Source organism: Microbacterium esteraromaticum, from assembly GCF_016907315.1.
In the GTDB taxonomy this organism is placed as follows: Bacteria; Actinomycetota; Actinomycetes; order Actinomycetales; family Microbacteriaceae; genus Microbacterium; species Microbacterium esteraromaticum.
Genome location: NZ_JAFBBS010000001.1, coordinates 690,555 through 711,254 on the forward strand (window position 1 = coordinate 690,555; position 20,700 = coordinate 711,254).

Below are 20,700 nucleotides of genomic sequence, written 5' to 3' on the forward strand. Positions count from 1 at the left end.
TCCTGATGGCGATGGCATCGCCCCTGCCGGTGCGCGACGGCGTCGGGGCGACACGGCTGCACCTGCCGATGGCCGGCCCCTGGGCGACGGTCGGCGCATACATGGCCGAGCGCTTCTTCCACCTCGAGCCCGAGCGACTGCTGGCCCGGTTCGACCGCGGTGAGATCGTCGCTCGCGACGGCACGCCGCTGGGCCGCGAGACCCCCCTCGGGGCACACGAGTTCGTCTGGTACTACCGCGAGCCGCCGGTCGAGCGGGAGATCCCCTTCGAGATCGAGGTGCTGCATCACGACCGCGACCTGGTCGTCGCCGACAAGCCGCACTTCCTGCCGACCACGCCCGGCGGCAAGTACCTGCAGAACTCGGCGCTGGTCCGGCTGCGCAATCTGCTCGGCATTCCGGAGCTGACCCCGATCCACCGGCTCGACCGGGCGACCGCCGGGCTACTGATGTTCTCGACCCGGCCCGAGACCCGCGGGGCCTACCAGCTGCTGTTCGAGCGCCGGCAGGTCGAGAAGGTGTACGAGGCGGTCTCGGCGCTTCCCTCGGGGTGGGATCCGGCTTCCCCTGCTCTCGCCGGTCACCCGTTTCCCATCGTCCACCGCAACCACATCGAGAAGCTGCGCGCGCACGTGTGCGTGAAGGTCGACGACACCCGTGAGCCCAATTCCGAGACCCTCATCGAGCTGCGAGGCTTCGACGACCAGGTCGTGCACACGCTGCTGCGCCCGCACTCGGGGCGCATGCATCAGCTCCGGGTGCATCTCGCAGCTCTCGGCGCGGGCATCCTGAACGACGGCTTCTATCCCGACCTGCTGCCCGAGGCGCCGGACGACTTCGACAGACCGCTGCAGCTGCTCGCGCGCGAGCTGCGGTTCACCGACCCGCTCAGCGGCGCGCCGCGCGAGTTCACCACCCGGCGCACCCTGCGCTTCGCGCCTATCGGCGCATGATCCGCCTGGCGAGCCAGGTACCCAGCGTCTGCGCCAGGTGCACGAAAACGACGATGAGCAGCACGGCCGCCCACATCACCACGGGCTCGAACTGACGACGCCCGTAGGTGAGCGCGAAGTTGCCCAGGCCGCCCGCGCCGATGTAGCCGGCCATCGCCGTCATGTCGATCAGTGCGACGATCACGAAGGTGTAGCCGAGCACCAGCGGGCCGAGCGCCTCGGGGATCACGACCGTGAACAGCGTGCGCCAGGGACCGGCGCCCATCGCTCGCGCCGCCTCGATCACGCCGGGTGACACGCCGACCAGGTGCTGCTCGACGATCCGGCCGATCGCGAACATCGATGCGACGACGAGCGCGACGATCGCCGCGTTCGTGCCGATGCCGCTGCCCACGACCAGGCGCGAGAACGGGATCAGCACGGTGATGAGGATCACGAACGGGATCGGGCGGAAGAAGTTGATGAACAGGTTGAGCAGGAACGACACCGGCCGGTTCTGCAGCATCCCGCCCGGTCGGGTCAGGTAGAGGCCGACGCCGATCAGCCCGCCGAGGATGCCACCGAACAGCAGCGTCAGCGACACCATGTACAGCGTCTCGACCGCTGCCTGCCAGAACTCCGGCGAGAGCTCGATGAGACGATCCATCAGCGCTCCTCCTCCCGGTCGATGTCGGTCACTTCGACCTGTTCGGCGATGCGTGCGAGCGCCGCGTCGATGCGCTGCCCGTCTCCTCGGATCGCGAGGGTCAGATGTCCGAAGGCGCGCCCTCGGATGTCGTTGATGCCGCCGTACACGAGCTCGAAGTCGAGACCGGCGTCGGCGAGGTCGACGAAGAGCTGCGCCTGAGAAGGGCCTCCGTCGCGGAACGAGAACGTCACCAGACGTCCGCTGTGCCGCTCGCGCAGCACCGCTCTCTCGGACGGCGACGGGATGCCCTTGACCACAGTTCCGACGAAACGCTGCGAAGCCGGATGCCGGGGCGCGGAGAACACGTCGAAGACGTCACCGTGCTCGATGACGCGACCGCGGTCCATCACCGCGACCTTCGTCGCGATGGTCTGGATCACGTCCATCTCGTGGGTGATCACGATGATCGTCACGCCCTGCTCTTCGTTGACGCGCTTGAGCAGTGCGAGCACCTCGTGCGTCGTCTCGGGATCGAGCGCGCTGGTCGCCTCGTCGGCGAGCAGGATCGCGGGCCGGGTGGCGAGCGCGCGGGCGATCCCGACGCGCTGCTTCTGCCCGCCAGAGAGCTGCTCGGGGTACGACCGCGCCTTGTCGCTCAGGCCGACGAACGAGAGCAGCTCGGTGACCCTCGCGTCGATGTCGGCCTTCGACCAGCCGGCGAGCTTGAGGGGGTACGCGATGTTCGCCCTGACCGTCTTCGCCGAGAAGAGGTTGAACTGCTGGAAGATCATGCCGATGCCGCTGCGCACCTCGCGCAGCCTGCGCTCGCCGAGAGAGGTGATCTCGATGTCGCCGACCGTGATCCGGCCGGCGGTCGCGGGCTCGAGAGCGTTGATCAGGCGCACGAGAGTGGATTTGCCCGCGCCGGAGTACCCGATGATCCCGTACACGTCTCCCTTCTCGATGTGCAGGGTGACGTCGTCGACGGCGATGACCTGGTCTCCCGCGCGCTGCGGGGACGGGTATCGCTTCGACACGTTCTCGAGCGAGACGATGGGCATGGGTTTCACTCCGGCTTCGGGTGGGTGCTGGATGCGAGCGGGGACAGGCGGATGTCGTGCGACGCGGAGAATCGGGCGGCGCAGATCGCGCCGCCCGATTCTCTCAGACCCACCTGGATCAGCTGTTGTCAGCGACGTCCTTCTGGACCTTCGCCAGCGTCTTCTCGAGGTCGGCCTGCGGGAGCTGGACCGTGACGCCGGTTCCACCCGACGACTCCGAGAGGCCCTTCTGGACCGCCTCGTCGGTCTGGAAGATCTCGATCAGCTTCAGGTACGTCTTGTTGTCGACGTCCTCGGCGCGCGAGGCGAAGATGTTGACGTATGGCGCAGCGGCAGGGTCCGAGGCGTCGTCGGTGAAGAGCGCGTCGTCGAACGTGAGACCGGCCTGCTCGACGAAGTCGTTGTTGATGATCGCCGCGGCGACATCGGGCAGAGCCTCGGGCGTGAGCGCGGCTTCGAGGGCGGTGACCTTGACCTTCGACTTCGCCTCGTCGACGTCGTTGAGGTCGGAGAACGGCGATCCGCCGTCCTTGAGCTCGATGAGGCCCGCCGACTGGAGCACGAGCAGGCCGCGGGCCTGGTTCGACGCGTCGTCCGGGACGGCGACGGTCTCGCCCTTCTCGATGTCCTTCACATCGTCGTACTTCGACGAGTACAGCCCGAGCGGGTAGGTCTGCGTGGAGCCGATCGCGGCCAGGTCCTCACCGGATGCCTGGTTGTACTGCGCCAGGTAGATCACGTGCTGGAACTGGTTGAGGTCGATCTCGCCCTCGGTCAGCGCCGGGTTGGGGAGCTCGTAGGAGCCGAAGTCGACGAGCTCGATGTCGATGCCCGCGGCCTCGGCAGCCTTCTCGAATGCCGGCCACTGGGGGTCGCTCTTGCCGACCACGCCGATCTTGATGACATCGCCGTCCGCACCGGAGGCGGGCTTGTCGGCGTCGGCGTCGGCGGAGGCGCAGCCTGCGAGGCCGGCGACGAGGGCGACCGCTGCGGCTGCGGCGGCGAGGGTGGTGAAGCGGCGGGACATTTTCGGGTTCTTCCTCTCGTGGGGGACTCCGAAAACGTACGCGGGGAGGGCCTGGGGCTCAGAATCGCATCGTCACACAGCGTCACGCTGAGCCGTCGCGGCCATCGCGTCGAAGAAGTCGGCGATGACACGGCGCTGCTCGGGAGCGAGCGCGGCGACCACGTCGAAGCGCCTGGCGTGCTCCCGGCCCACCGTGGCACGGGCGGCGAGCCGAGTGTGCTCCGTCACCTGGATGACGAGGCTGCGGCGATCGTCGGGGTGCGCGAGCCGCACGATGTGGCCGCCCCGTTCGAGGCGGTCGAGGAGCTTGGTGGTCGACGCCGCCGAGATGCCCAGATGACCGGCCATGGCGCTCGGCGTGATCGGGACGTTCTGGTTGCCGGCGGCTATGAGCATGCGCAGCGCGCGCATATCGCTCGCGCCGAGCTTCATGTACTTCTGCGAGGCCTCGCTCGTCTCGCGCTCGGCCTCGCGCCAGCGACGCATCGCGTCGAGCACTTCCAGGACGCTCTCCAATTCGCCCGCGGCGAGATCGCCGGTGCGCACGATCTCCTGCGCCGGGTCGTTCAGGCGCGGATCGTGCATGACGATCCGGGCCTGACTCGGCTTCTCCTGAGGCATGGATTGATTTTAGGTGGCGTCTGGATATTTCTCTAGTTGAAAGCTAGCCTGTCTAGCAATCAACCAGGAGGTCGAAGTGTCCCACTCCCCCGAGCGCGTGATCCTTCTCGACGACGACGGGAACCCCCGCGGAGTCGCCCGCAAGGACGAGGTGCACAACGAGGCGACTCCGCTGCACCTCGCGTTCTCGTGTCACGTCCGCGACGATGAGGGAAGACTCCTGCTCACCCGCCGCGCGCTGAGCAAGCGCGCCTGGCCCGGCACCTGGACCAATGCGTTCTGCGGACATCCCGGACCGTTCGAGGCGATCCCGGACGCCGTGCAGCGCCGGGCACAGCAGGAGCTGGGCCTGGAGATCACCGACCTGCAGCTCGAGCTGCCGGACTTCCGCTACCGCGCGATCGACGCCTCCGGCATCGTCGAGAACGAGATCTGCCCGGTCTACACCGCACGCGCGGTCGGCCAGCCGTCGCTCAACCCCGCCGAGGCGATGGATGCCAGGTGGGTCACCCCCGAAGACCTCGCCGACGCCCTGACCGCCGCGCCGTGGGCGTTCAGTCCCTGGCTGGTGCTGCAGGCGCAGCAGCTGTCGGCGACCGCGGGAACCATCCACGCCACGGCGTGGAGGAGCGTCGCGTGAGGCTCGACACGGCGGTCGATCCGCGACTCGACGAGATCATCGACCGCTTCTTCACCACCCGGATCGCCCGCGCCGACGCCATGGGCGGACGCTATGGAGAGCTGTGGCGCCGCGCGGCGGACGCGACCCAGGGCGGCAAGCGGCTGCGCCCGCGCATGCTGCTTCTCGCGCACGACCGGCTCGGCGGAGTGGAGGATGCCTCGGCCCTGAATGCGGCGGCGGCCTTCGAAGTGCTGCACACCGCCCTGCTGATGCACGACGACGTGCTCGACCGCGACCTCGTGCGCCGCGGCCAGCCCAACCTCGCCGGCCGCTTCGCCGCTGCCGCGCTCGATGATGGACTCGATCCCGAGACCTCCACCTCGTGGGGCGAGGCCTCTGCTCTGCTCGCGGGCGATCTGCTGATCAGCGGCGCGCACGTGCTGGTGGCCGAGGTGACCCATCCGGCGGCCGCGACGCTGCACCGTGTGGTCGACGATGCCCTCATGCTGACGGCGGCAGGCGAGCACGCCGACGTGGGCTACGCGAAGGGGATCATGCCTGCGGACCCCGACGACATCCTCCGGATGATCGAGCAGAAGACCGCCGCCTACTCGTTCGCGGCACCGCTGCGCGTCGGGGCGCTGCTCGCCGGCGGGACCGACCAGGTCGTCGAGGCGCTCGAGCGGATCGGGTCGCGTCTCGGTCTGCTGTATCAGCTGCGCGATGACGCGCTCGGCGTGTTCGGCGCCGAGAGCACGACGGGCAAGAGCGTGATCGGCGACCTGCGCGAGGGCAAGCGCACCATGCTCGTCGCCTTCGCCGAGGGCACAGAGGAGTGGGAGGCGGTGCGGCCGCTGTTCGGGCAGGCTCCGCTCGACGCGGCGGACGCCGACAGGCTGCGCGCAGCGCTGATCTCCTGCGGAGCCGTCGACAGGATGCAGCGGGTCATCGACGAGGTGCTGCGCGAGGTGCTGCACGAGGTCGCGATCGCCCCACTGCCCACCGGGCTGCGTGCCGAGCTCGCGCTCATCGCCGAGAGATGCGCGGAGCGGCAGTCATGAGACCTCCGCCCGCCCTCGACCTGTACACCCGCACGGCGCACGCGGCGTCGGCCCACGTGATCAGCGGGTACTCGACGTCGTTCGGCTACGCCAGCAGGCTGCTGCCGCGCGAGGTGCGCGCGGGAATCGCCGACGTGTATGCGCTGGTCCGCGTCGCAGACGAGATCGTCGACGGCCCGGCCGCAGAGGCGGGTCTCGACCGACCCGAGGTCGTGGCGATCCTCGACGAGCTCGAGCGCGACACGGTCGCCGCCTTGCAGCGCGGATTCAGTGCGAACCTCGTGGTGCATGCCTTCGCCGACACCGCGCGGCGGACGGGGATCGGCGTGGATCTGATCCGGCCGTTCTTCGAGTCGATGCGCGTCGACGCCACCGCGCACGCCCGCTTCGACCGAGACGAGTACCGTCGCTACATCCATGGCTCCGCCGAGGTCGTGGGCTCGATGTGCCTGCGCGTTTTCGCGCTGGAGCAGCCGGGGATGGTGCTCGACGAGCACCTCGAAGAGGGTGCTCGCCGCCTCGGCGCAGCCTTTCAGAAGGTGAACTTCCTGCGCGATCTGGCTGACGATGCGGGGCGTCTCGGCCGCTCGTACATCCCTGAACTCGACCCCAGGACGTTCACCGACCAGGAGAAGGAGGCCGTGGTGGATGAGATCGCCGATGACCTCGCGATCGCCCGATCGGCGATCGCACGCCTGCCCCGCGGCGCGCGGCGGGCCACGACCGCGGCCGCCGCGCTGTTCGGCCGCCTGAACGAGCAGCTGCGCGAGACGCCCGCATCGCGACTGCGCACCACGCGGGTGTCTGTGCCGCTGCGGCGCAAGGTGGCCATCCTGTTCGGCGCAGCGACCGGCAGGACCGCCGTATGAGGCGCGTCGTCGTCATCGGCGGGGGCATCTCGGGACTCGCCACCGCCGCGCTGCTCGCCCGCGAGGGCGCATCCGTGACCCTGGTCGAAGCGCGCGACGAGCTCGGCGGTCGTGCCGGCAGCTGGGAGTCGAACGGCTTCCGATTCGACACCGGACCCTCCTGGTACCTGATGCCCGAGGTCTTCGATCACTTCTTCCGTCTGCTCGGCACGTCATCGGCGGAACAGCTCGATCTCGTCCGTCTCGATCCGGCGTACCGGGTCTATTTCGAAGGCGAGGATGCGCCATTCGATCTGCCTGCGGAGGGCGCCAGGGATGCCCTGATCGCGCTCGACCCGGCCGCCGAGCAGCAGCTCGACCGGTATCTCGAGTCGGCCGCCGACACCTACGATCTCGCGACCTCGACGTTTCTCTACAGCACCTACGAATCGCTGCGTCCGCTGCTCACTCCGCGTACCCTGCGAGGGCTGCCGACGCTGACCCGTCTGCTGGCCGAGCCGCTCGACCGGCGCATCCGCCGGCACAGCCGAGAGCCGCGCGTGCAGCAGATCCTCGGATATCCGTCGGTGTTCCTCGGCACCTCGCCCGCGAAGGCGCCAGGCATGTACCACCTGATGAGCCACCTCGACGTCGGCCAGGGAGTGCTGTACCCGCGAGGCGGCTTCGCCGAGGTGATCGCCGCCATCGCCCGGCTCGCTGCCGTCGAGGGGGTCGACATCCGCACCGGATGCCCGGCCCGCCGCATCAGGATCGAGGCCGGTGCCGTCACGGGGGTCGAGGTCGAACTCGCCGACGGGTCGCTCGAGCTGCTGCCCGCCGACGTGGTCGTCTCGACGGCCGACCTGCATGTCACGGAGCAGCAGCTGCTGTCTCCGGAGCACCGCACGCGATCCGAGCGCTGGTGGGACGGGCGCGACCCCGGACCGGGGGCCGTGCTCGCGCTGCTCGGCGTGCGTGGCGAGCTGCCGCAGCTGGCACACCACACGCTGCTGTTCACGAAGGCGTGGGAAGAGGGCTTCGACGCCATCTATGGCAGAGGCAGGGGCCGTGCGGGCACGCGCATCCCCGATCCTGCGTCGCTCTACGTGTGCCGTCCGAGCGCGACAGACGACGTGGCGCCCGAGGGTCACGAGAACCTGTTCGTGCTCATCCCTGTGCCCGCCGACACCTCGATCGGCGCGGGTGGCGTCGACGGAGCAGGCGACGACCGCGTCGAGCGCGCGGCCGATGCGGCGATCGATCAGATCGCCGGCTGGTGCGGCATCCCGGATCTGCGGGAGCGGATCGTCGTCAGGCGCACCATCGGGCCGGCCGACTTCGAGCGCGAGTTCGGAGCCTGGCGCGGCGGCGCGCTCGGCCCCGCGCACACGCTGCGTCAGAGCGCCTTCCTCCGCGGTGCGAATACCTCGTCGAAGGTCGACGGTCTGCTCTACGCCGGTGCGACGACGATCCCCGGCATCGGTCTGCCGATGTGCCTGATCAGCGCCGAGCTCGTGGTCAAGCGCCTGCGCGGCGACGTGTCGGCCGGGCCCCTGCCGGAGCCGCTGGCGGAGCCGGTGGCGGGGCGCCTGTGAGCGCCGCCTATCTGATCGCCCTGCTGGTCTCGCTCGCGGGGATGGTGCTGCTCGACGTGCGCCACCGGCTCTTCCTCGGCCGGGATCCCCTGCGCGCGACGATCGTGCTGGCCGCAGGCACCGTGTTCTTCCTGCTGTGGGATATCGCCGGCATCGGGCTCGGCATCTTCTTCCGCGACGACGGGGAGTTCGCCACTGGCATCCTGCTGGCCCCCGAGCTGCCGCTCGAGGAGCCGATCTTCCTCCTCTTCCTGTGCCAGCTCACCATGGTGCTCGTGTGCGGCGCCGAGAAGATGCTCGCGGCGCGACGAAGGGACGACGCATGAGCTACGTGCTGCTCTGCGCTGCCTTCCTCGTCGCGGCTGCAGGGATCGCTCTGGTCGTGCGACGCCGTACCCGGATGCCCTCCCCCGCCGCACTCGCGGTGGCCGCCGGCGCTCTCCTGCTGCTCACTGCGGTGTTCGACAATGTCATGATCGCTGTGGGGCTCTTCGACTACTCGAGTGCGCACATCTCGGGCATCCGGATCGGCGAAGCCCCCATCGAGGACTTCGCGTACCCGCTCGCCGCGGTGATCCTGCTGCCGGCCCTGTGGTCGCGGCTGAGGGGGAAGGAGGCGGACGATGATCGGTGACCTGCTCGCGGCGTCCCGGCCGCTCAGCTGGATCAACACGGCCTACCCGTTCGCCGCCGCCTACCTGCTCGTCGAGGGCGGGATCGACGCCCGCTGGGTGATCGGGACGCTGTTCTTCCTCGTGCCGTACAACCTCGCGATGTACGGCATCAACGACGTCTTCGACTATGCCTCCGACCTCGCCAATCCCCGCAAGGGCGGCGTCGAGGGGGCCTTGCTCTCCCCGCAGCGGCACCGCACGGTGCTCGTGACCGCCGTCGCCGTGTGCGTGCCGTTCGTCGTTGCGCTGGTCGTGCTGGGTTCGCCCGTGTCGTGGCTGATCCTCGCGATCAGCCTGTTCGCGGTGGTCGCGTACTCTGCGCCGCCGTTCCGCTTCAAAGAGATCCCGATGCTCGACTCGGTGACGTCGAGCGTGCACTTCGTGAGCCCCGCCGTGTACGGGTTCGCCCTGGCGGGCGGTGAGGTGACGCCAGGGCTCGTGGCGCTGCTGAGCGCCTTCTTCCTCTGGGGCGTCGCAAGCCACGCGTTCGGCGCGGTGCAGGATGTCGTTCCCGACCGTGAGGGCGGCATCTCATCGATCGCCACCGCTCTGGGGGCGGCTCGCACCGTGCGCCTCGCACTCGCGTGCTGGACGGCGGCGGGTCTGCTGATGCTGCTGACGGGCTGGCCCGGCGCACTCGCCGCGGTGCTCGCGCTGCCCTATCTCTGGGCGGCCCTGCCGTTCCGCTCGGTGTCCGACGCCGAATCCGGCACCGCCAACCGGGGTTGGCGGCACTTCCTCTGGATCAACTACGCCTGCGGCTTCGTGGTGACGATGCTGCTGATCGCCTACGCCCTCGACGTCCGCTGATCAGCTCTGCGCCACGGAGGTAACCGATGCCCGAGCGATGGCGAGCCACCGGCGGGCGACGCCGCTCCACGTGCTCTCCAGCCACTCCTCGTCTGCCGCCATCCCGTCGACGATCTCGTCAGCGGTCAGACCGAGTCCCGCGAGCTTCGTGCTCTCGGGCTCGGCCCATCCACGAGCGATCTCCGCGTCGGCTTCGAGATGGAACTGCAGGCCCCACGCATTGCGCCCCACGCGGAACGCCTGATTCGCGCAGGCGCCACTGCGGGCGAGCGACACGCTGCCCTTCGGCAACTGGGTGACCTCGAGGAAGTGCCACTGCAGAGCGCGCAGCGGACCGGCATCCTCCTGCAGCCCGCTCAGCAGCGGATCATCGGCGGCCGCGGGCGTCAGCTCGAACTCGCACAGCCCCACCTCGGGCTGCACGGCATCGCCGACAGCGCCTCCCGCCACGACGCCGAGCACCTGAGCACCGAGACAGATGCCGAGGTACGGCATCTCGGCCTCCAGAGCCTGCCGCACGAGCTCACGGGTCTGTGGCATCCACGGCGCGATGTCGTCGTCCTCGGGACCGGGGGAACCGCCCAGCACCACGAGCGCGTCGTAGCCCTGCAGGTCGGCGGGCAGCGGCGCGCCGACCTCAGGGCCCACGATGTCGAGATCAGCACCCTCGGCGGTGAGCGCCCTGCCCACGCGCTGGATGCCGGTGTCGGCCTCGTGCTCGACCACGAGCACCCGCATGGCGCTCACAGTCGGCCCGCCGCGACGATCTGCCCGAGGAACTCCCTGGTGCGCTCCTCCCGAGGAGCGCCGAAGATCTGCTCGGGCGGTCCCTGCTCGAGCACGCGTCCCTCGTGGAGGAAGGCGATCGAGTCGGCGACCTCGCGCGCGAAGTTCATCTCGTGCGTGGCCATGAGGATGGTCAGCCCGTCGGCCGCGAGGTCCTTCACGATGTTCAGCACCTCGGCGACCAGCTCGGGGTCGAGTGCGGAGGTGATCTCGTCGAGCAGCAGCACGTCGGTGTTCATCGCCACCGCGCGCACGATCGCCACCCGCTGCTGCTGTCCGCCCGAGAGCTGGTCGGGATAGGCATCCGCCTTCTCCTCCAGCCCCACGCGCGAGAGCAGCTTGCGGGCGAAGGTCTCCGCCTCGCCGGCGCTGACACCCAGCACCCTGCGGGGCGCGAGCATCACGTTCTCGAGCACCGTCATGTGCGGGAACAGGTTGAAGCTCTGGAAGACGATGCCGATGCGCGTGCGCAGGCGATCGAGATCCACCCCTTCGCCCGAGACGGTCTCGCCGTCGAGGCGGATCTCGCCGTCCTGGATGTCCTCCAGGGCGTTGATGGTCCGCAGCAGGGTCGACTTGCCGCATCCGGATGCGCCGATCAGGCAGACCACCTGGTGCTGCTCGACGTGCAGATCGATGCCGCGGAGCACCTGGTGGTCGCCGTACGACTTGCGCACGCCGTTGAGTTCGAGGAAGGCCACGGGATCAGCTCCTGGTCTTGGCGCGGTTGTCGCGCTCGATGAGCCGGTCGACGAAGCGCGTCTGCGGGATGGTGATGATGATGAAGAGGATCGCCACGACGGTCACCGACGACAGGTTGAAGTAGTTGCTCGAGAGGATCTTCGCCTGCGTGAAGGCGTCGACCATGCCGATGATCGTGACCAGCGCGGTGTCCTTCTGCAGTCCGATGAAGTCGTTGAGCAGCGGCGGCATGACACGACGAACCGCCTGTGGCAGCACGACGAAGCGCATGGTCTTGCCGTAGCTCAACCCGAGCGAGCGGGCGGCTGCCACCTGCGACCAGTGGATGCTGTCGATGCCAGACCGGTACACCTCGGCGACGTAGGCGCCGTAGGTGAGCGTGAGGGCGAGGATCGACGACCAGAACGGACCCAGGTCGCTGAAGAACGGGATGCCTGCGAGGGGCAGGCCGAACCCGACGAGGTAGATGACGATGATCGACGGCACCGCGCGGAAGATGTCGATGTACGCGGTGGCGAGCCACCGGATGGGGCGTCCGGCCGTACCGGGCAGGATCCGGCCCAGCGCGATCAGCATGGCCCAGACCAGCACCAGCACCTCGGCGATGACCGCGATCTGCACGTTCTGCCAGAACCCGACCGCGATGTCGCCCAGGCTCCTGAGCATGAACGGCACATCGAAGAACGTGGTCTGCACCGCGTGGTCGTTCGCGGCGAGGAACTGCGCGAACAGGGTCACGAGAAGGATCGGCACCGAGTATCCCGCGCCGATCCATCCGGCCTGGCGCGCACGGTGGCGTGCCGCGCGCGCCACCGTCTCGTCACCCGCGCTGCGAGCGCTGGCAGCGCGTCCTCGCTCGGCGAGGCCTCGTGCCAGGGGCAGGCCCGCGGCGAGCGCGAGCGCGACGACGGCCCAGAGCACGCCGCCGATGATCAGCGACCACACGCCGTCGGCGACGGCGGGAAGACTCAGCGCCGTCATCGTCGAGGCCGCGACCGCCGACGCCCACACCAGGGCGCCGACGAGCAGCGCCGTGCCGGAGGTGTCGTGCTCCGAGGTGATGCGCTCGCGCACGCGCACCGGCTGCGTGGCCGAGCTCAGGGTCATTCGATGCTCCACAGCGGGATCTCGGTCGGGTCGACGCCGTAGGCGACGCTGAGGTACTTCGACGAGAGCTCGTCGATCGTCCCGTCCTGCTTCATCTGCTGGATGATCTCGCTGACCACGGCGGTGTTCGGCGACCCCTTGGGCAGCAGCACGCCCATGCTCTGTCCGCTGTCGTACTGCCCGATCACCTCGATCGCACCGTTCGAGGCTGTCGCAGATCCGAGGGCGACGCTGAGGTCCTGCACTGCGGCGTCGATCTGGCCGGCGGCCACGGCTGCGTCGAGCTCGGGGTCGCCGGGGAAGACCGATACCTGCTGAGAGGGCTTCAGAGTGCTCTCGACGAAGATCTGCTCGGTCGTGCCCTGCTTGACCCCGATCTTCGCGTCGCGCAGGGAGTCGGCGTCGATATCCGCGCCCTTCTTGACCACCACGCCGGCGGTGGACGAGAAGTAGGGCTCGGAGAAGTCGAAGATCTCGGCACGTTCGTCCGTGATGGTGATCTGGTTCAGCGTGAGATCCATGTCGCCGGCCTTGCCGGCGATGAGCCCGTCGAACGACGAGTTCTGCAGGTCGATCTCGTCGATGCCGGAGCGGTAGGCGATGTTGGCGAGGATGCAGTAGTCCACGCCGTCCTTGATCGAGTCGACGGTGTCGCCGTTGTACCAGCCGCGGCTGGGCAGGTCGGCCTTGACGGTCAGCTTGCCCTCTTCGAGCGTCTGAAGGGTGAACTCGCCCTTCTTCCCGGCGACCTCGCAGTCGCCGTAGGGCTTGGCGTCGGCTCCGCCCGCTGCGTCTCCCGGTGCGCTCGTGCAGCCGGTCAGGAGGGCTGCGACGGAGCTGACGGCGACCAGCCCGACAAGAATGCGCTTCTTCATTGAAAACCTCTTTCGGATGAGTGTGCGTGTCGACCTAAACCGGTTTAAGCACTCGGCGATAGTATGGGACGAATCCCGCGGGTGTCAATCCCGCGGGCAGCGCTGTGAAGGATGCCATGACCAGCACCTCAGGGAAGATCACGATCCGAGACGTCGCCGCTGCGGCAGGCGTGTCGCCCGCGACGGTCTCGCTCGTCTACAACGACAAGGGCGAGGTCGCCGCCGCGACCCGTGAGCGTGTGCTCCAGGCAGGACGGCGCATGGGCTACCAGCCGGGCTGGATCAGCAAGGTCTTCCGCTCGGGACGCACCAACATCCTCGGCATCGCGGTTCAGCACGGGACGACGAGCGCGTGGGAGCGGACCTACCTGCCCTACTACCGGGGCATCATCGCGGGGGCCGCTCTGGAGGCCCTGGATCACGGCTACACGGTGACGGCTGTGCGCGTGGCAGCCGACGGATCGTTCGACGACAGGTTCTCTCTCGACGGCATGGTGATCGTCGACCCGCGGCGCGACGACCCCGCCGTGACGCTGGCCCTCTCGCAGGGTATCGCCGTGATCGCCGAGGGCGGATGCCTGGGCGACCAGCCCGAGGGCCGGATCCGTTCGGTGCGGGCTGATGTCGAGACCGGCGTCCCGCTGGTGCTCGATGAGCTCCGCGAGAAGGGGGCCCGCCGTCCCGCGTTCTTCCGCGGCCCATCGGACGACCTCTACACCGAGCTCTCCCTGCACGCGTACCGCACGTGGTGCACGGCTCATGCCGTAGACCCGATCGAGTACAGCCTGCCCGAGGACCACCGGCCCATCGACGGCGCCCGCCAGCTGCTGTCAGGAGACCTCGGGGAGCTCGACGCCGTCTACTGCCTGAACAACACCTACGGCAGCGCGACCGTGGCGGCGGCAGCCGAGCTCGGGCTGGGCATCCCCGATCGTCTGCATGTCGCCGCCGCTGCGGAGGCGCACGAGGCCGCGGTCGATCCGAGGCTCGTCTACCTCGCCCTGGACCCTGTGGAGTCCGGCGCGACATGCGTGCGGCTGCTCATCGATCTCATCGAGGGGCGTTCCCCCGCAGATCAGCTGCTCCCCGTGCGCGTCCTGAACGCACGGGCGAGCGCCTGACCCTGCCGTCGTGCGGCGTCAGTCGAGCTGCTCGGTGAGCTCGAACCAGCGCATCTCGAGCTCGTCGACTTCGTCCTGCTGCGCCTGGATCTTCTGCATCCGCTCACCCAGGCCCGTGTAGTCGGACCGGTCGTGATCGGCGAGCGCGTGCTTGGCCCTGTCGATCTGATCGTTCAGCTTCTGCATCCGTCGTTCGAGCGCCGAGAGCTCCTTCTCGGCTGTTCGCCGCGCCGCGCCCTCCAGTCCGGATGCCTTGACGGGGGCGGCCTGCCCGCCCGCGGCGCCGGCCTTGTCGTGCTTCTCGAGCTCGCGCAGTCGCAGGTACTCGTCGATGCCGCCCGGCAGGTGCCGCACGTGCCCGCGCAGCACGGCGTACTGCTGGTCGGTGACCCGCTCGAGGAAGTACCGGTCGTGGCTGACCACGAGCAGTGTTCCGGGCCACGAGTCGAGCAGGTCCTCGATCGCCGCGAGCATGTCGGTGTCCATGTCGTTGGTCGGCTCGTCAAGGATCAGCACGTTGGGCTGGTCGAGCAGCACGAGCAGCAGCTGCAGGCGGCGCTGCTGGCCGCCCGAGAGATCCTTGACCGGCGTCGACAGCTGGGCCGAGGTGAAGCCGAGGCGCTCGAGCAGCTGCCCCGGAGTGAGCTCGGCCGCCTTCGATCCTGCCCCGAAGGTGTACGAGGTACGCAGCCCGTTGATGACCGTGCGCACCGGATCGTTCCAGTGCTGCTCGAGCTCGTCGATCCGCTGGGTGAGGGTGCGCACCTGCACGGTCTTGCCGCGCTTGACGCGCCCCTCCGTCGGGTCGACGGTGCCGGCGACCAGCCCCAGCAGCGTGGACTTGCCCGCACCGTTCACGCCGAGGATCCCGGTGCGCTCCCCCGGTGCGATACGCCACTCGACATCCTTGAGCACGACTTTGTCGCCGTATGAGACGCCCGCGTCGAGCAGGTCGACGACGTCCTTTCCGAGTCGCGACACGGCCAGCGACTGCAGCGACACCGAGTCGCGGATCGGGGGCACGTCGTCGATCAGGGCGTTCGCGGCGTCGATGCGGAACTTCGGCTTGCTCGTACGTGCGGGGGCGCCGCGGCGCAGCCAGGCGAGCTCCTTGCGGGCGAGGTTCTGCCGCTTGGCCTCGGACGCCGCGGCCATCCGGTCGCGCTCGACCCGCTGCAGGATGTACGCGGCGTAGCCACCCTCGAAGGGCTCGACGATGCGGTCGTGCACCTCCCACGTCGCGGTGCAGATCTCGTCGAGGAACCAGCGGTCGTGCGTGACCACGAGCAGAGCGCCTGCGGTCTTCGCCCAGCGGCTCTTGAGGTGGGCCGCGAGCCAGGTGATCGCCTCGACGTCGAGGTGGTTGGTCGGCTCGTCGAGGGCGATGATGTCCCAGTCTCCGACGAGCAGCTTCGCCAGCGAGACACGGCGTCGCTGGCCACCGCTGAGCGACGCCACCGAAGCGTTCCAGTCGAGGTCCGAGACCAGTCCAGCGATGACGTCGCGCACCTTCGCGTCGCCCGCCCACTCGTGCTCGGGGGTGTCGCCGACCACGGCGCGCCCTACGGTGAGGTCGTCGTCGAGGGTGTCCGCCTGGTCGAGCACTCCGATCGTCGTACCGCCGCGGACGGTCACGCGCCCGGCGTCAGGCTCCCGCCTGCCGGCAAGCATGCCGAGCAGGCTCGACTTGCCGTCGCCGTTGCGGCCGACGATGCCGATGCGGTCGCCCTCCTCGATACCGAGGGTGACGGAGTCGAAGACGACGCGGGTGGGGAACTCGAGATGAAGCCCTTCGGCTCCGAGAAGATGTGCCATGTCGCCTTCCAGGGTAGGCGACGGCGGGCCGTCGGGATTCTCAGCGGATGCGGCCCCGACGGCGCACAACGCTCTGCAGCGTGTCGCGGACGGGTGCGCCGAGGACGAGTCCGAGGGATGCCCCCGACGCCAGGGCCAGGCCCACCGCGCCTGCCTGCATCAGGTCGGAGAAGCCGAGGATGAGGCCGATCGGATCCTGCTCGGCCTCGACGATGCCCAGCAGGCCGCGGTACACGACCGATCCGGGCACCATGGGCACGATCGCGGCCGTGGTCACCGCGATCGACGGGACGTGCAGTCGGTGCGCGATGAGAGTGCCCACGAAGCTCGCGATCAGGGCGCCGGCGGCGCTGGCGATCGGCACGCCGAACCCGCCCGCCCCGGCGGCACTGAATCCGCCCCACGCGATCGCGCCGAGCGCGGCCGAGACGAGAATGGTACGCGAGGTGGCGCCGTTCCACACCGCGACCGTGACGGCGATCAGAACGACCCCCACCACCTGCATGGCCCAGGGGCCGAGGGCGGGCGGCTGGGTCGACAGCGGGAAGCCGACTCCGAGCCGCTGTGCGAGCGCGACTCCGCCGACGATGCCGATCACGACGCCGAGCGTGAGCAGAGCGAGGTCGAGGATGCGTCCACCCGCTGTCAGCGCGAAGCCGTCGATGGCGTCCTGCGCCGCTCCCACGACCGACATCCCGGCGAGCATGAGCACGATCCCCGCGGCGACGATCACGGCGATGCTGGCCTCGTCGAAGGGCGCGACGCCGCTCGTGCGCAGTGCATTGGTGGCCGCGGCGAACGCCGTGACGACGAGCGCTCCTGCGGCCTGCGAGAAGAAGAACGGCACGTGCATGCGGGCCATCCACCTCTGGGTGAGCGCAGCGCCGCATGCCGCGAAGAACGCGATGAGCGTCGTGACCCACGATGCCCCGTACAGCAGGCAGACGCCGACCGCCAGCAGCGCCTGCGCGAGGACGATCACCGTCGGGCGGTAGCGGAAGGGCATGCGCCGGATGGCATGGAAGCGCACGCGCGCCTCGGGCAGGGCGAGACCGCCCTCGATCTCGACGACGAGCGCCTGCAGCTGCTGGAGCTTGGCGTGGTCGGGAACCGGCGCCCGGACGACCCGGATCGCCGTGAACGGCGGGTCGGACTCGCCACCCTGGTACGACACCGCGATGGAGTTGAAGGTGATGTCGACGTGCACGGGCCTGATCCCGAGGGCCGCGGCGACGCGGGTCGCCGAGAGCACCACCTCGTTGGCCGCCGCGCCGACAGCGATGAGCGCTTCTGCGATGCGCATCGCGAGTTCGATCACGCGTCGGGCATACATCTCGTCGACCGACAGGATCGCCTGGGTCTCGGGGCGGGACGAGGCATCGACGCGGATGGCCTCGACCAGACGCACGCGCCAGTTCTTCTGTGCAGCCATCAGTCCATCCTCACAGGACGAGCCTGACCTTCATAATGGAGATCACCGTGTGAACGTACACATCAGGGAGGCCGACACGTGGATCGCGTCCGTGCACCGAACATCCGCGATGTCGCACGCCTCGCCGGCGTCTCGTATCAGACGGTGTCACGGGTGCTCAATGACTCCCCCAACATCCGCTCGGCCACGAAGGACCGCGTGCTCGCCGCGATCGACGAGCTCGGCTACCGCCCGAATCAGGCGGCCCGCGCACTCGTCACGAGTCGCTCGCGCACGATCGGCGTGCTGACCTCGATGTCGGTGCACTACGGTCCGACCACCGCGATCAACGCCCTCGAGGTCTCGGCTCGCGAGGCCGGCTACCGCATCAGCCTGACGACCCTGGCGACGGGAGACGACGCCTCGGTGCGCAGCAGTCTCGACTTCATGATGTCGCAGAACATCGAGGCTCTCGTCGTCATCGCCCCCCAGGAGCGCATCGTGCACGCTCTCGACGACGTGGCGATGTCGATACCGACGATCACGCTCGACACCAGCGGGCGCGCCAAGGCGCACAGCGTCGGCGTCGATCAGGTCGCCGGGGCCCGGCTGGCGACCCAGCATCTGATCGACCTCGGCCACACCGACATCGTGCATATCGCCGGCCCTCGCGACTGGATCGAGGCGGATGCCCGGATGCAGGGCTACCTCGAGACACTGTCGGATGCAGACCTGCGCACCAGGGCCCCGATCCTCGGTGACTGGAGCGCGGGGTTCGGGTACTACGCGGGCATGGAGCTGCTGCGCTACCGCGACTTCACGGCCGTGTTCGCCGGCAACGACCAGATGGCCCTCGGCTTCCTGCACGCCTGTCGCGAGCTCGGCATCGAGGCACCGCGTGAGATCAGCGTGGTGGGCTTCGACGACATCCCCGAGGCCGCCCACTTCGCGCCCCCTCTGACCACGGTGCGGCAGGACTTCGCCGAGATCGGCCGGCGCACCATGAGCATGCTGCTCGACCTGATCGCGGGCGGCGATGCTGCACCATCGCGGATCACGCCAGAGCTCGTGCGCCGCGCATCGACGGCACCCCCGTCGGCGTGATCTCGCGACACCCGGGAACACGGCCCGCACGAAGGGCGATCATGTTCGGCCACTGAGCGGCTCGTCGGACCGATATTCACCTCTTGACAGATGTGACCGTTTCACATTTACTATCAAGCACGACTTGTGAACGGTCACAATGTCAGCCGTCCCGAACGGCCACCTGCAGACGACGATGGAGTCCACGATGCCGCACGCCCCCGCCTCCCGCGACCGCGGAGACGCGCGCGCGGCCGTGGCGGCCGTGATCATCGCCCGCACCCGTGAGCAGCTCTGCGAGGCCTGCGCTGCGGCACCCGTCGTCGCGCGTCCGACGGCGCTCTCCCTGCGCGTCGACGGAACCGATCTCTTCGTGATCACCCCCGACACCGCCGACCTGGCGGCCGTCGGCCCCGCCCAGACCTCGCTGGCCGACCTCGACGGCAGGCTCGTGAGTGCGGCCTGGGACCGCCGCACGCGGGCATCCGCCGCCACCGCCGAGCACGCCGGCGCACACCGCACGATGCAGGCGCCCGCCGTCGCCAGCCGCGACGGCCGCGTCGTGCACGCTAAGACTCCCGCCGCCGCTCTCGGGGCCGTGGCGGACCCCGGGGGCACCGCGCCCCCGAACGAGTCCAGCAGGACTCCGCACCACCCGTAATCCCGGGTCCTCACTCACCCGACCACCCAATGAAGGAGCACACAGTGAAGATGAAGAGGTCTCTCGCGCTCGTCGGCATCGCCGCCACGGCCGCCCTCGTCCTGGCCGGCTGCAGCGGCACGCGCGGCGGCGGCGGAGACGGCGGCGACGGCGCCGGCGACAAGCCGGCGTCCGATTTCACCGTCGGCGTCGCGATGCCCACGCAGCAGTCCGAGCGCTGGATCGCCGACGGCGACAACGTCAAGAAGACCCTCGAGGAGATGGGGTACAAGGTCGACCTGCAGTACGCCAACGACGACATCCCCACCCAGGTCTCGCAGATCGAGAACATGGTCTCGACCGGCGCCGACGCCCTGATCGTCGCCTCGATCGACGGCACCACCCTCACCGACGTGCTGCAGCAGGCGGCCGACAACGACGTGCCCGTCATCGCCTACGACCGCCTGATCAACGGCACCGAGAACGTCGACTACTACACGACGTTCGACAACTACCAGGTGGGCGTGCAGCAGGCGACCAGCCTGCTCACCGGTCTGGGCGTGCTCGACGAGAACGGCAAGGACACCGGCGTCGAAGGTCCGCTCAACATCGAGGTGTTCGCCGGAAGCCCCGACGACAACAACGCGAAGTTCTTCTGGGACGGCGCGATGGACACCCTCAAGCCGTACCTCGACAAGGGCGTGCTGACCGTCCCATCCGGCCAGACCGACTTCGAGCAGGCCGCGATCCTTCGCTGGCTGCCCGAGACCGCACAGAAGCGCATGGAGAACATCCTCACGGTCATCGGCGGCACCAAGCTCGACGGCGTGCTCTCGCCGTACGACGGTCTGTCGATCGGCATCATCTCGGCGCTGACCTCTGGCGGATACGCAGCCAGCGACCTCCCCGTCGTCACCGGGCAGGACGCCGAGGCCGGCAGCGTGAAGTCGATCATCGCCGGCGAGCAGTACTCGACGATCTTCAAGGACACCCGCGAGCTCGGCAAGGTCGCGGCCGAGATGGTCGACGCCATCCTCAAGGGCGAGAAGCCCGAGGTGAACGACACCGAGACCTACGACAACACGGTCAAGGTCGTGCCGTCGTACCTGCTCGAGTCGGTCATCGTCACCAAGGACAACTACAAGTCGGTCCTGGTCGACAGCGGCTACTACACCGAGGACGATCTGAAGTGATCTCCGCGTCCGGGCCCGCCTCTCGCGGCGGGCCCGGACCGGGCATCCATCAGCAGTCCACCACGCA

22 protein-coding genes are annotated in these 20,700 nt (G+C 69.1%); 12 read left to right on the forward strand and 10 right to left on the reverse strand.

Features of this window, described 5'->3' with window-relative positions; translation table 11 throughout:
• Positions 1-11 precede the first annotated feature (11 nt).
• Complete coding sequence (locus JOE67_RS03425) at positions 12-953, forward strand: pseudouridine synthase (RefSeq protein ID WP_204976646.1); 942 nt, start codon at positions 12-14, stop codon at positions 951-953.
• Here the strand turns inward: JOE67_RS03425 and JOE67_RS03430 are convergent.
• The 4 genes from JOE67_RS03430 to JOE67_RS03445 form a co-directional block, all read right to left on the reverse strand.
• Positions 940-1,599 carry a methionine ABC transporter permease gene (locus tag JOE67_RS03430; RefSeq protein WP_204974155.1) on the reverse strand — a complete coding sequence of 220 codons (660 nt, stop codon included), beginning with the start codon at positions 1,597-1,599 and terminating at the stop codon, positions 940-942. The two genes, JOE67_RS03425 and JOE67_RS03430, sit on opposite strands and share 14 nt — an antisense overlap.
• On the reverse strand, positions 1,599-2,642 hold the full coding sequence (locus JOE67_RS03435) for a methionine ABC transporter ATP-binding protein (protein WP_204974156.1): 1,044 nt from the start codon (positions 2,640-2,642) through the stop codon (positions 1,599-1,601). Before JOE67_RS03435 ends, JOE67_RS03430 begins: the two co-directional genes overlap by 1 nt.
• Before the next feature lie 118 nt (positions 2,643-2,760).
• Positions 2,761-3,669 (reverse strand): MetQ/NlpA family ABC transporter substrate-binding protein, encoded by a 909-nt coding sequence (locus JOE67_RS03440; protein ID WP_204974157.1) that lies wholly within the window; start codon positions 3,667-3,669, stop codon positions 2,761-2,763.
• A 72-nt stretch (positions 3,670-3,741) separates the two neighbouring features.
• Positions 3,742-4,290 (reverse strand): MarR family winged helix-turn-helix transcriptional regulator, encoded by a 549-nt coding sequence (locus tag JOE67_RS03445; protein ID WP_204974158.1) that lies wholly within the window; start codon positions 4,288-4,290, stop codon positions 3,742-3,744.
• Between the two features lie 76 nt (positions 4,291-4,366).
• On the opposite strand from JOE67_RS03445, the gene idi reads away from it, so the two are divergent.
• Genes idi through JOE67_RS03480 form a run of 7 tightly spaced genes read left to right on the forward strand, consistent with a single transcriptional unit; the run spans position 4,367 to position 9,900 of the window.
• Positions 4,367-4,930, forward strand: coding sequence for an isopentenyl-diphosphate Delta-isomerase (gene idi / locus JOE67_RS03450; RefSeq protein ID WP_204974159.1), 564 nt, complete (start codon positions 4,367-4,369; stop codon positions 4,928-4,930).
• On the forward strand, positions 4,927-5,973 hold the full coding sequence (locus JOE67_RS03455; protein WP_204974160.1) for a polyprenyl synthetase family protein: 1,047 nt from the start codon (positions 4,927-4,929) through the stop codon (positions 5,971-5,973). The genes idi and JOE67_RS03455 overlap by 4 nt, the downstream gene beginning before the upstream one ends.
• Positions 5,970-6,842: a phytoene/squalene synthase family protein gene (locus JOE67_RS03460; RefSeq protein WP_239527965.1), complete on the forward strand. Its 873-nt coding sequence runs from the start codon at positions 5,970-5,972 to the stop codon at positions 6,840-6,842. Before JOE67_RS03455 ends, JOE67_RS03460 begins: the two co-directional genes overlap by 4 nt.
• Positions 6,839-8,416, forward strand: coding sequence for a phytoene desaturase family protein (gene crtI, locus JOE67_RS03465; protein WP_204974162.1), 1,578 nt, complete (start codon positions 6,839-6,841; stop codon positions 8,414-8,416). Before JOE67_RS03460 ends, crtI begins: the two co-directional genes overlap by 4 nt.
• Positions 8,413-8,742 carry a lycopene cyclase domain-containing protein gene (locus JOE67_RS03470; RefSeq protein WP_204974163.1) on the forward strand — a complete coding sequence of 110 codons (330 nt, stop codon included), beginning with the start codon at positions 8,413-8,415 and terminating at the stop codon, positions 8,740-8,742. The genes crtI and JOE67_RS03470 overlap by 4 nt, the downstream gene beginning before the upstream one ends.
• A complete protein-coding gene (locus JOE67_RS03475; protein WP_204974164.1) occupies positions 8,739-9,050 on the forward strand; it encodes a lycopene cyclase domain-containing protein in 312 nt (103 codons plus the stop codon). Before JOE67_RS03470 ends, JOE67_RS03475 begins: the two co-directional genes overlap by 4 nt.
• Positions 9,040-9,900 carry a prenyltransferase gene (locus JOE67_RS03480; protein WP_204974165.1) on the forward strand — a complete coding sequence of 287 codons (861 nt, stop codon included), beginning with the start codon at positions 9,040-9,042 and terminating at the stop codon, positions 9,898-9,900. The genes JOE67_RS03475 and JOE67_RS03480 overlap by 11 nt, the downstream gene beginning before the upstream one ends.
• Here the strand turns inward: JOE67_RS03480 and JOE67_RS03485 are convergent, their stop codons facing one another.
• The 4 genes from JOE67_RS03485 to JOE67_RS03500 are packed head-to-tail and all read right to left on the reverse strand — an operon-like array spanning position 9,901 to position 13,370.
• Positions 9,901-10,638 (reverse strand): type 1 glutamine amidotransferase, encoded by a 738-nt coding sequence (locus JOE67_RS03485; RefSeq protein WP_239528356.1) that lies wholly within the window; start codon positions 10,636-10,638, stop codon positions 9,901-9,903. It abuts the gene before it with no gap.
• A 5-nt stretch (positions 10,639-10,643) separates the two neighbouring features.
• Positions 10,644-11,387, reverse strand: a complete 744-nt coding sequence (locus JOE67_RS03490) for an ATP-binding cassette domain-containing protein (protein ID WP_204974167.1) — start codon at positions 11,385-11,387, stop codon at positions 10,644-10,646.
• 4 nt (positions 11,388-11,391) lie between these two features.
• On the reverse strand, positions 11,392-12,495 hold the full coding sequence (locus JOE67_RS03495; RefSeq protein ID WP_204974168.1) for an amino acid ABC transporter permease: 1,104 nt from the start codon (positions 12,493-12,495) through the stop codon (positions 11,392-11,394).
• Complete coding sequence (locus JOE67_RS03500) at positions 12,492-13,370, reverse strand: ABC transporter substrate-binding protein (RefSeq protein ID WP_204974169.1); 879 nt, start codon at positions 13,368-13,370, stop codon at positions 12,492-12,494. Before JOE67_RS03500 ends, JOE67_RS03495 begins: the two co-directional genes overlap by 4 nt.
• A gap of 116 nt (positions 13,371-13,486) precedes the next feature.
• On the opposite strand from JOE67_RS03500, the gene JOE67_RS03505 reads away from it, so the two are divergent.
• Positions 13,487-14,491: a LacI family DNA-binding transcriptional regulator gene (locus JOE67_RS03505; RefSeq protein ID WP_204974170.1), complete on the forward strand. Its 1,005-nt coding sequence runs from the start codon at positions 13,487-13,489 to the stop codon at positions 14,489-14,491.
• Between the two features lie 18 nt (positions 14,492-14,509).
• Here the strand turns inward: JOE67_RS03505 and JOE67_RS03510 are convergent, their stop codons facing one another.
• Together JOE67_RS03510 and JOE67_RS03515 are read right to left on the reverse strand one after the other, a co-directional pair.
• A complete protein-coding gene (locus tag JOE67_RS03510) occupies positions 14,510-16,306 on the reverse strand; it encodes an ABC-F family ATP-binding cassette domain-containing protein (protein WP_204974171.1) in 1,797 nt (598 codons plus the stop codon).
• 40 nt (positions 16,307-16,346) lie between these two features.
• The gene (locus tag JOE67_RS03515) at positions 16,347-17,738 is read right to left on the reverse strand and encodes a threonine/serine exporter family protein (RefSeq protein WP_204974172.1); all 1,392 of its coding nucleotides are present in this window, start codon (positions 17,736-17,738) and stop codon (positions 16,347-16,349) included.
• Positions 17,739-17,816: 78 nt separating this feature from the next.
• Between JOE67_RS03515 and JOE67_RS03520 the strand changes: the two genes are divergently transcribed.
• The 3 genes from JOE67_RS03520 (at position 17,817) to chvE (ending at position 20,633) form a co-directional block, all read left to right on the forward strand.
• Positions 17,817-18,821 carry a substrate-binding domain-containing protein gene (locus JOE67_RS03520; RefSeq protein WP_204974173.1) on the forward strand — a complete coding sequence of 335 codons (1,005 nt, stop codon included), beginning with the start codon at positions 17,817-17,819 and terminating at the stop codon, positions 18,819-18,821.
• A 139-nt stretch (positions 18,822-18,960) separates the two neighbouring features.
• On the forward strand, positions 18,961-19,461 hold the full coding sequence (locus JOE67_RS03525; protein WP_204974174.1) for a class II aldolase/adducin family protein: 501 nt from the start codon (positions 18,961-18,963) through the stop codon (positions 19,459-19,461).
• Between the two features lie 50 nt (positions 19,462-19,511).
• A complete protein-coding gene (gene chvE / locus JOE67_RS03530) occupies positions 19,512-20,633 on the forward strand; it encodes a multiple monosaccharide ABC transporter substrate-binding protein (RefSeq protein WP_204976647.1) in 1,122 nt (373 codons plus the stop codon).
• The last annotated feature ends 67 nt before the right edge of the window (positions 20,634-20,700 follow it).

Coding starts and splice junctions, on each gene's coding strand:
- JOE67_RS03460 (WP_239527965.1), top strand. CDS start 5,970: ATGAGACCTCCGCCCGCCCTCGACCTGTACACCCGCACGGCGCACGCG.
- JOE67_RS03495 (WP_204974168.1), bottom strand. CDS start 12,495: ATGACCCTGAGCTCGGCCACGCAGCCGGTGCGCGTGCGCGAGCGCATC.
- JOE67_RS03425 (WP_204976646.1), top strand. CDS start 12: ATGGCATCGCCCCTGCCGGTGCGCGACGGCGTCGGGGCGACACGGCTG.
- JOE67_RS03440 (WP_204974157.1), bottom strand. CDS start 3,669: ATGTCCCGCCGCTTCACCACCCTCGCCGCCGCAGCCGCAGCGGTCGCC.
- JOE67_RS03435 (WP_204974156.1), bottom strand. CDS start 2,642: ATGCCCATCGTCTCGCTCGAGAACGTGTCGAAGCGATACCCGTCCCCG.
- JOE67_RS03505 (WP_204974170.1), top strand. CDS start 13,487: ATGACCAGCACCTCAGGGAAGATCACGATCCGAGACGTCGCCGCTGCG.
- JOE67_RS03500 (WP_204974169.1), bottom strand. CDS start 13,370: ATGAAGAAGCGCATTCTTGTCGGGCTGGTCGCCGTCAGCTCCGTCGCA.
- crtI (WP_204974162.1), top strand. CDS start 6,839: ATGAGGCGCGTCGTCGTCATCGGCGGGGGCATCTCGGGACTCGCCACC.
- JOE67_RS03430 (WP_204974155.1), bottom strand. CDS start 1,599: ATGGATCGTCTCATCGAGCTCTCGCCGGAGTTCTGGCAGGCAGCGGTC.
- JOE67_RS03480 (WP_204974165.1), top strand. CDS start 9,040: ATGATCGGTGACCTGCTCGCGGCGTCCCGGCCGCTCAGCTGGATCAAC.
- JOE67_RS03475 (WP_204974164.1), top strand. CDS start 8,739: ATGAGCTACGTGCTGCTCTGCGCTGCCTTCCTCGTCGCGGCTGCAGGG.
- JOE67_RS03515 (WP_204974172.1), bottom strand. CDS start 17,738: ATGGCTGCACAGAAGAACTGGCGCGTGCGTCTGGTCGAGGCCATCCGC.
- JOE67_RS03445 (WP_204974158.1), bottom strand. CDS start 4,290: ATGCCTCAGGAGAAGCCGAGTCAGGCCCGGATCGTCATGCACGATCCG.
- JOE67_RS03525 (WP_204974174.1), top strand. CDS start 18,961: ATGTCAGCCGTCCCGAACGGCCACCTGCAGACGACGATGGAGTCCACG.
- chvE (WP_204976647.1), top strand. CDS start 19,512: ATGAAGAGGTCTCTCGCGCTCGTCGGCATCGCCGCCACGGCCGCCCTC.
- JOE67_RS03485 (WP_239528356.1), bottom strand. CDS start 10,638: ATGCGGGTGCTCGTGGTCGAGCACGAGGCCGACACCGGCATCCAGCGC.
- JOE67_RS03510 (WP_204974171.1), bottom strand. CDS start 16,306: ATGGCACATCTTCTCGGAGCCGAAGGGCTTCATCTCGAGTTCCCCACC.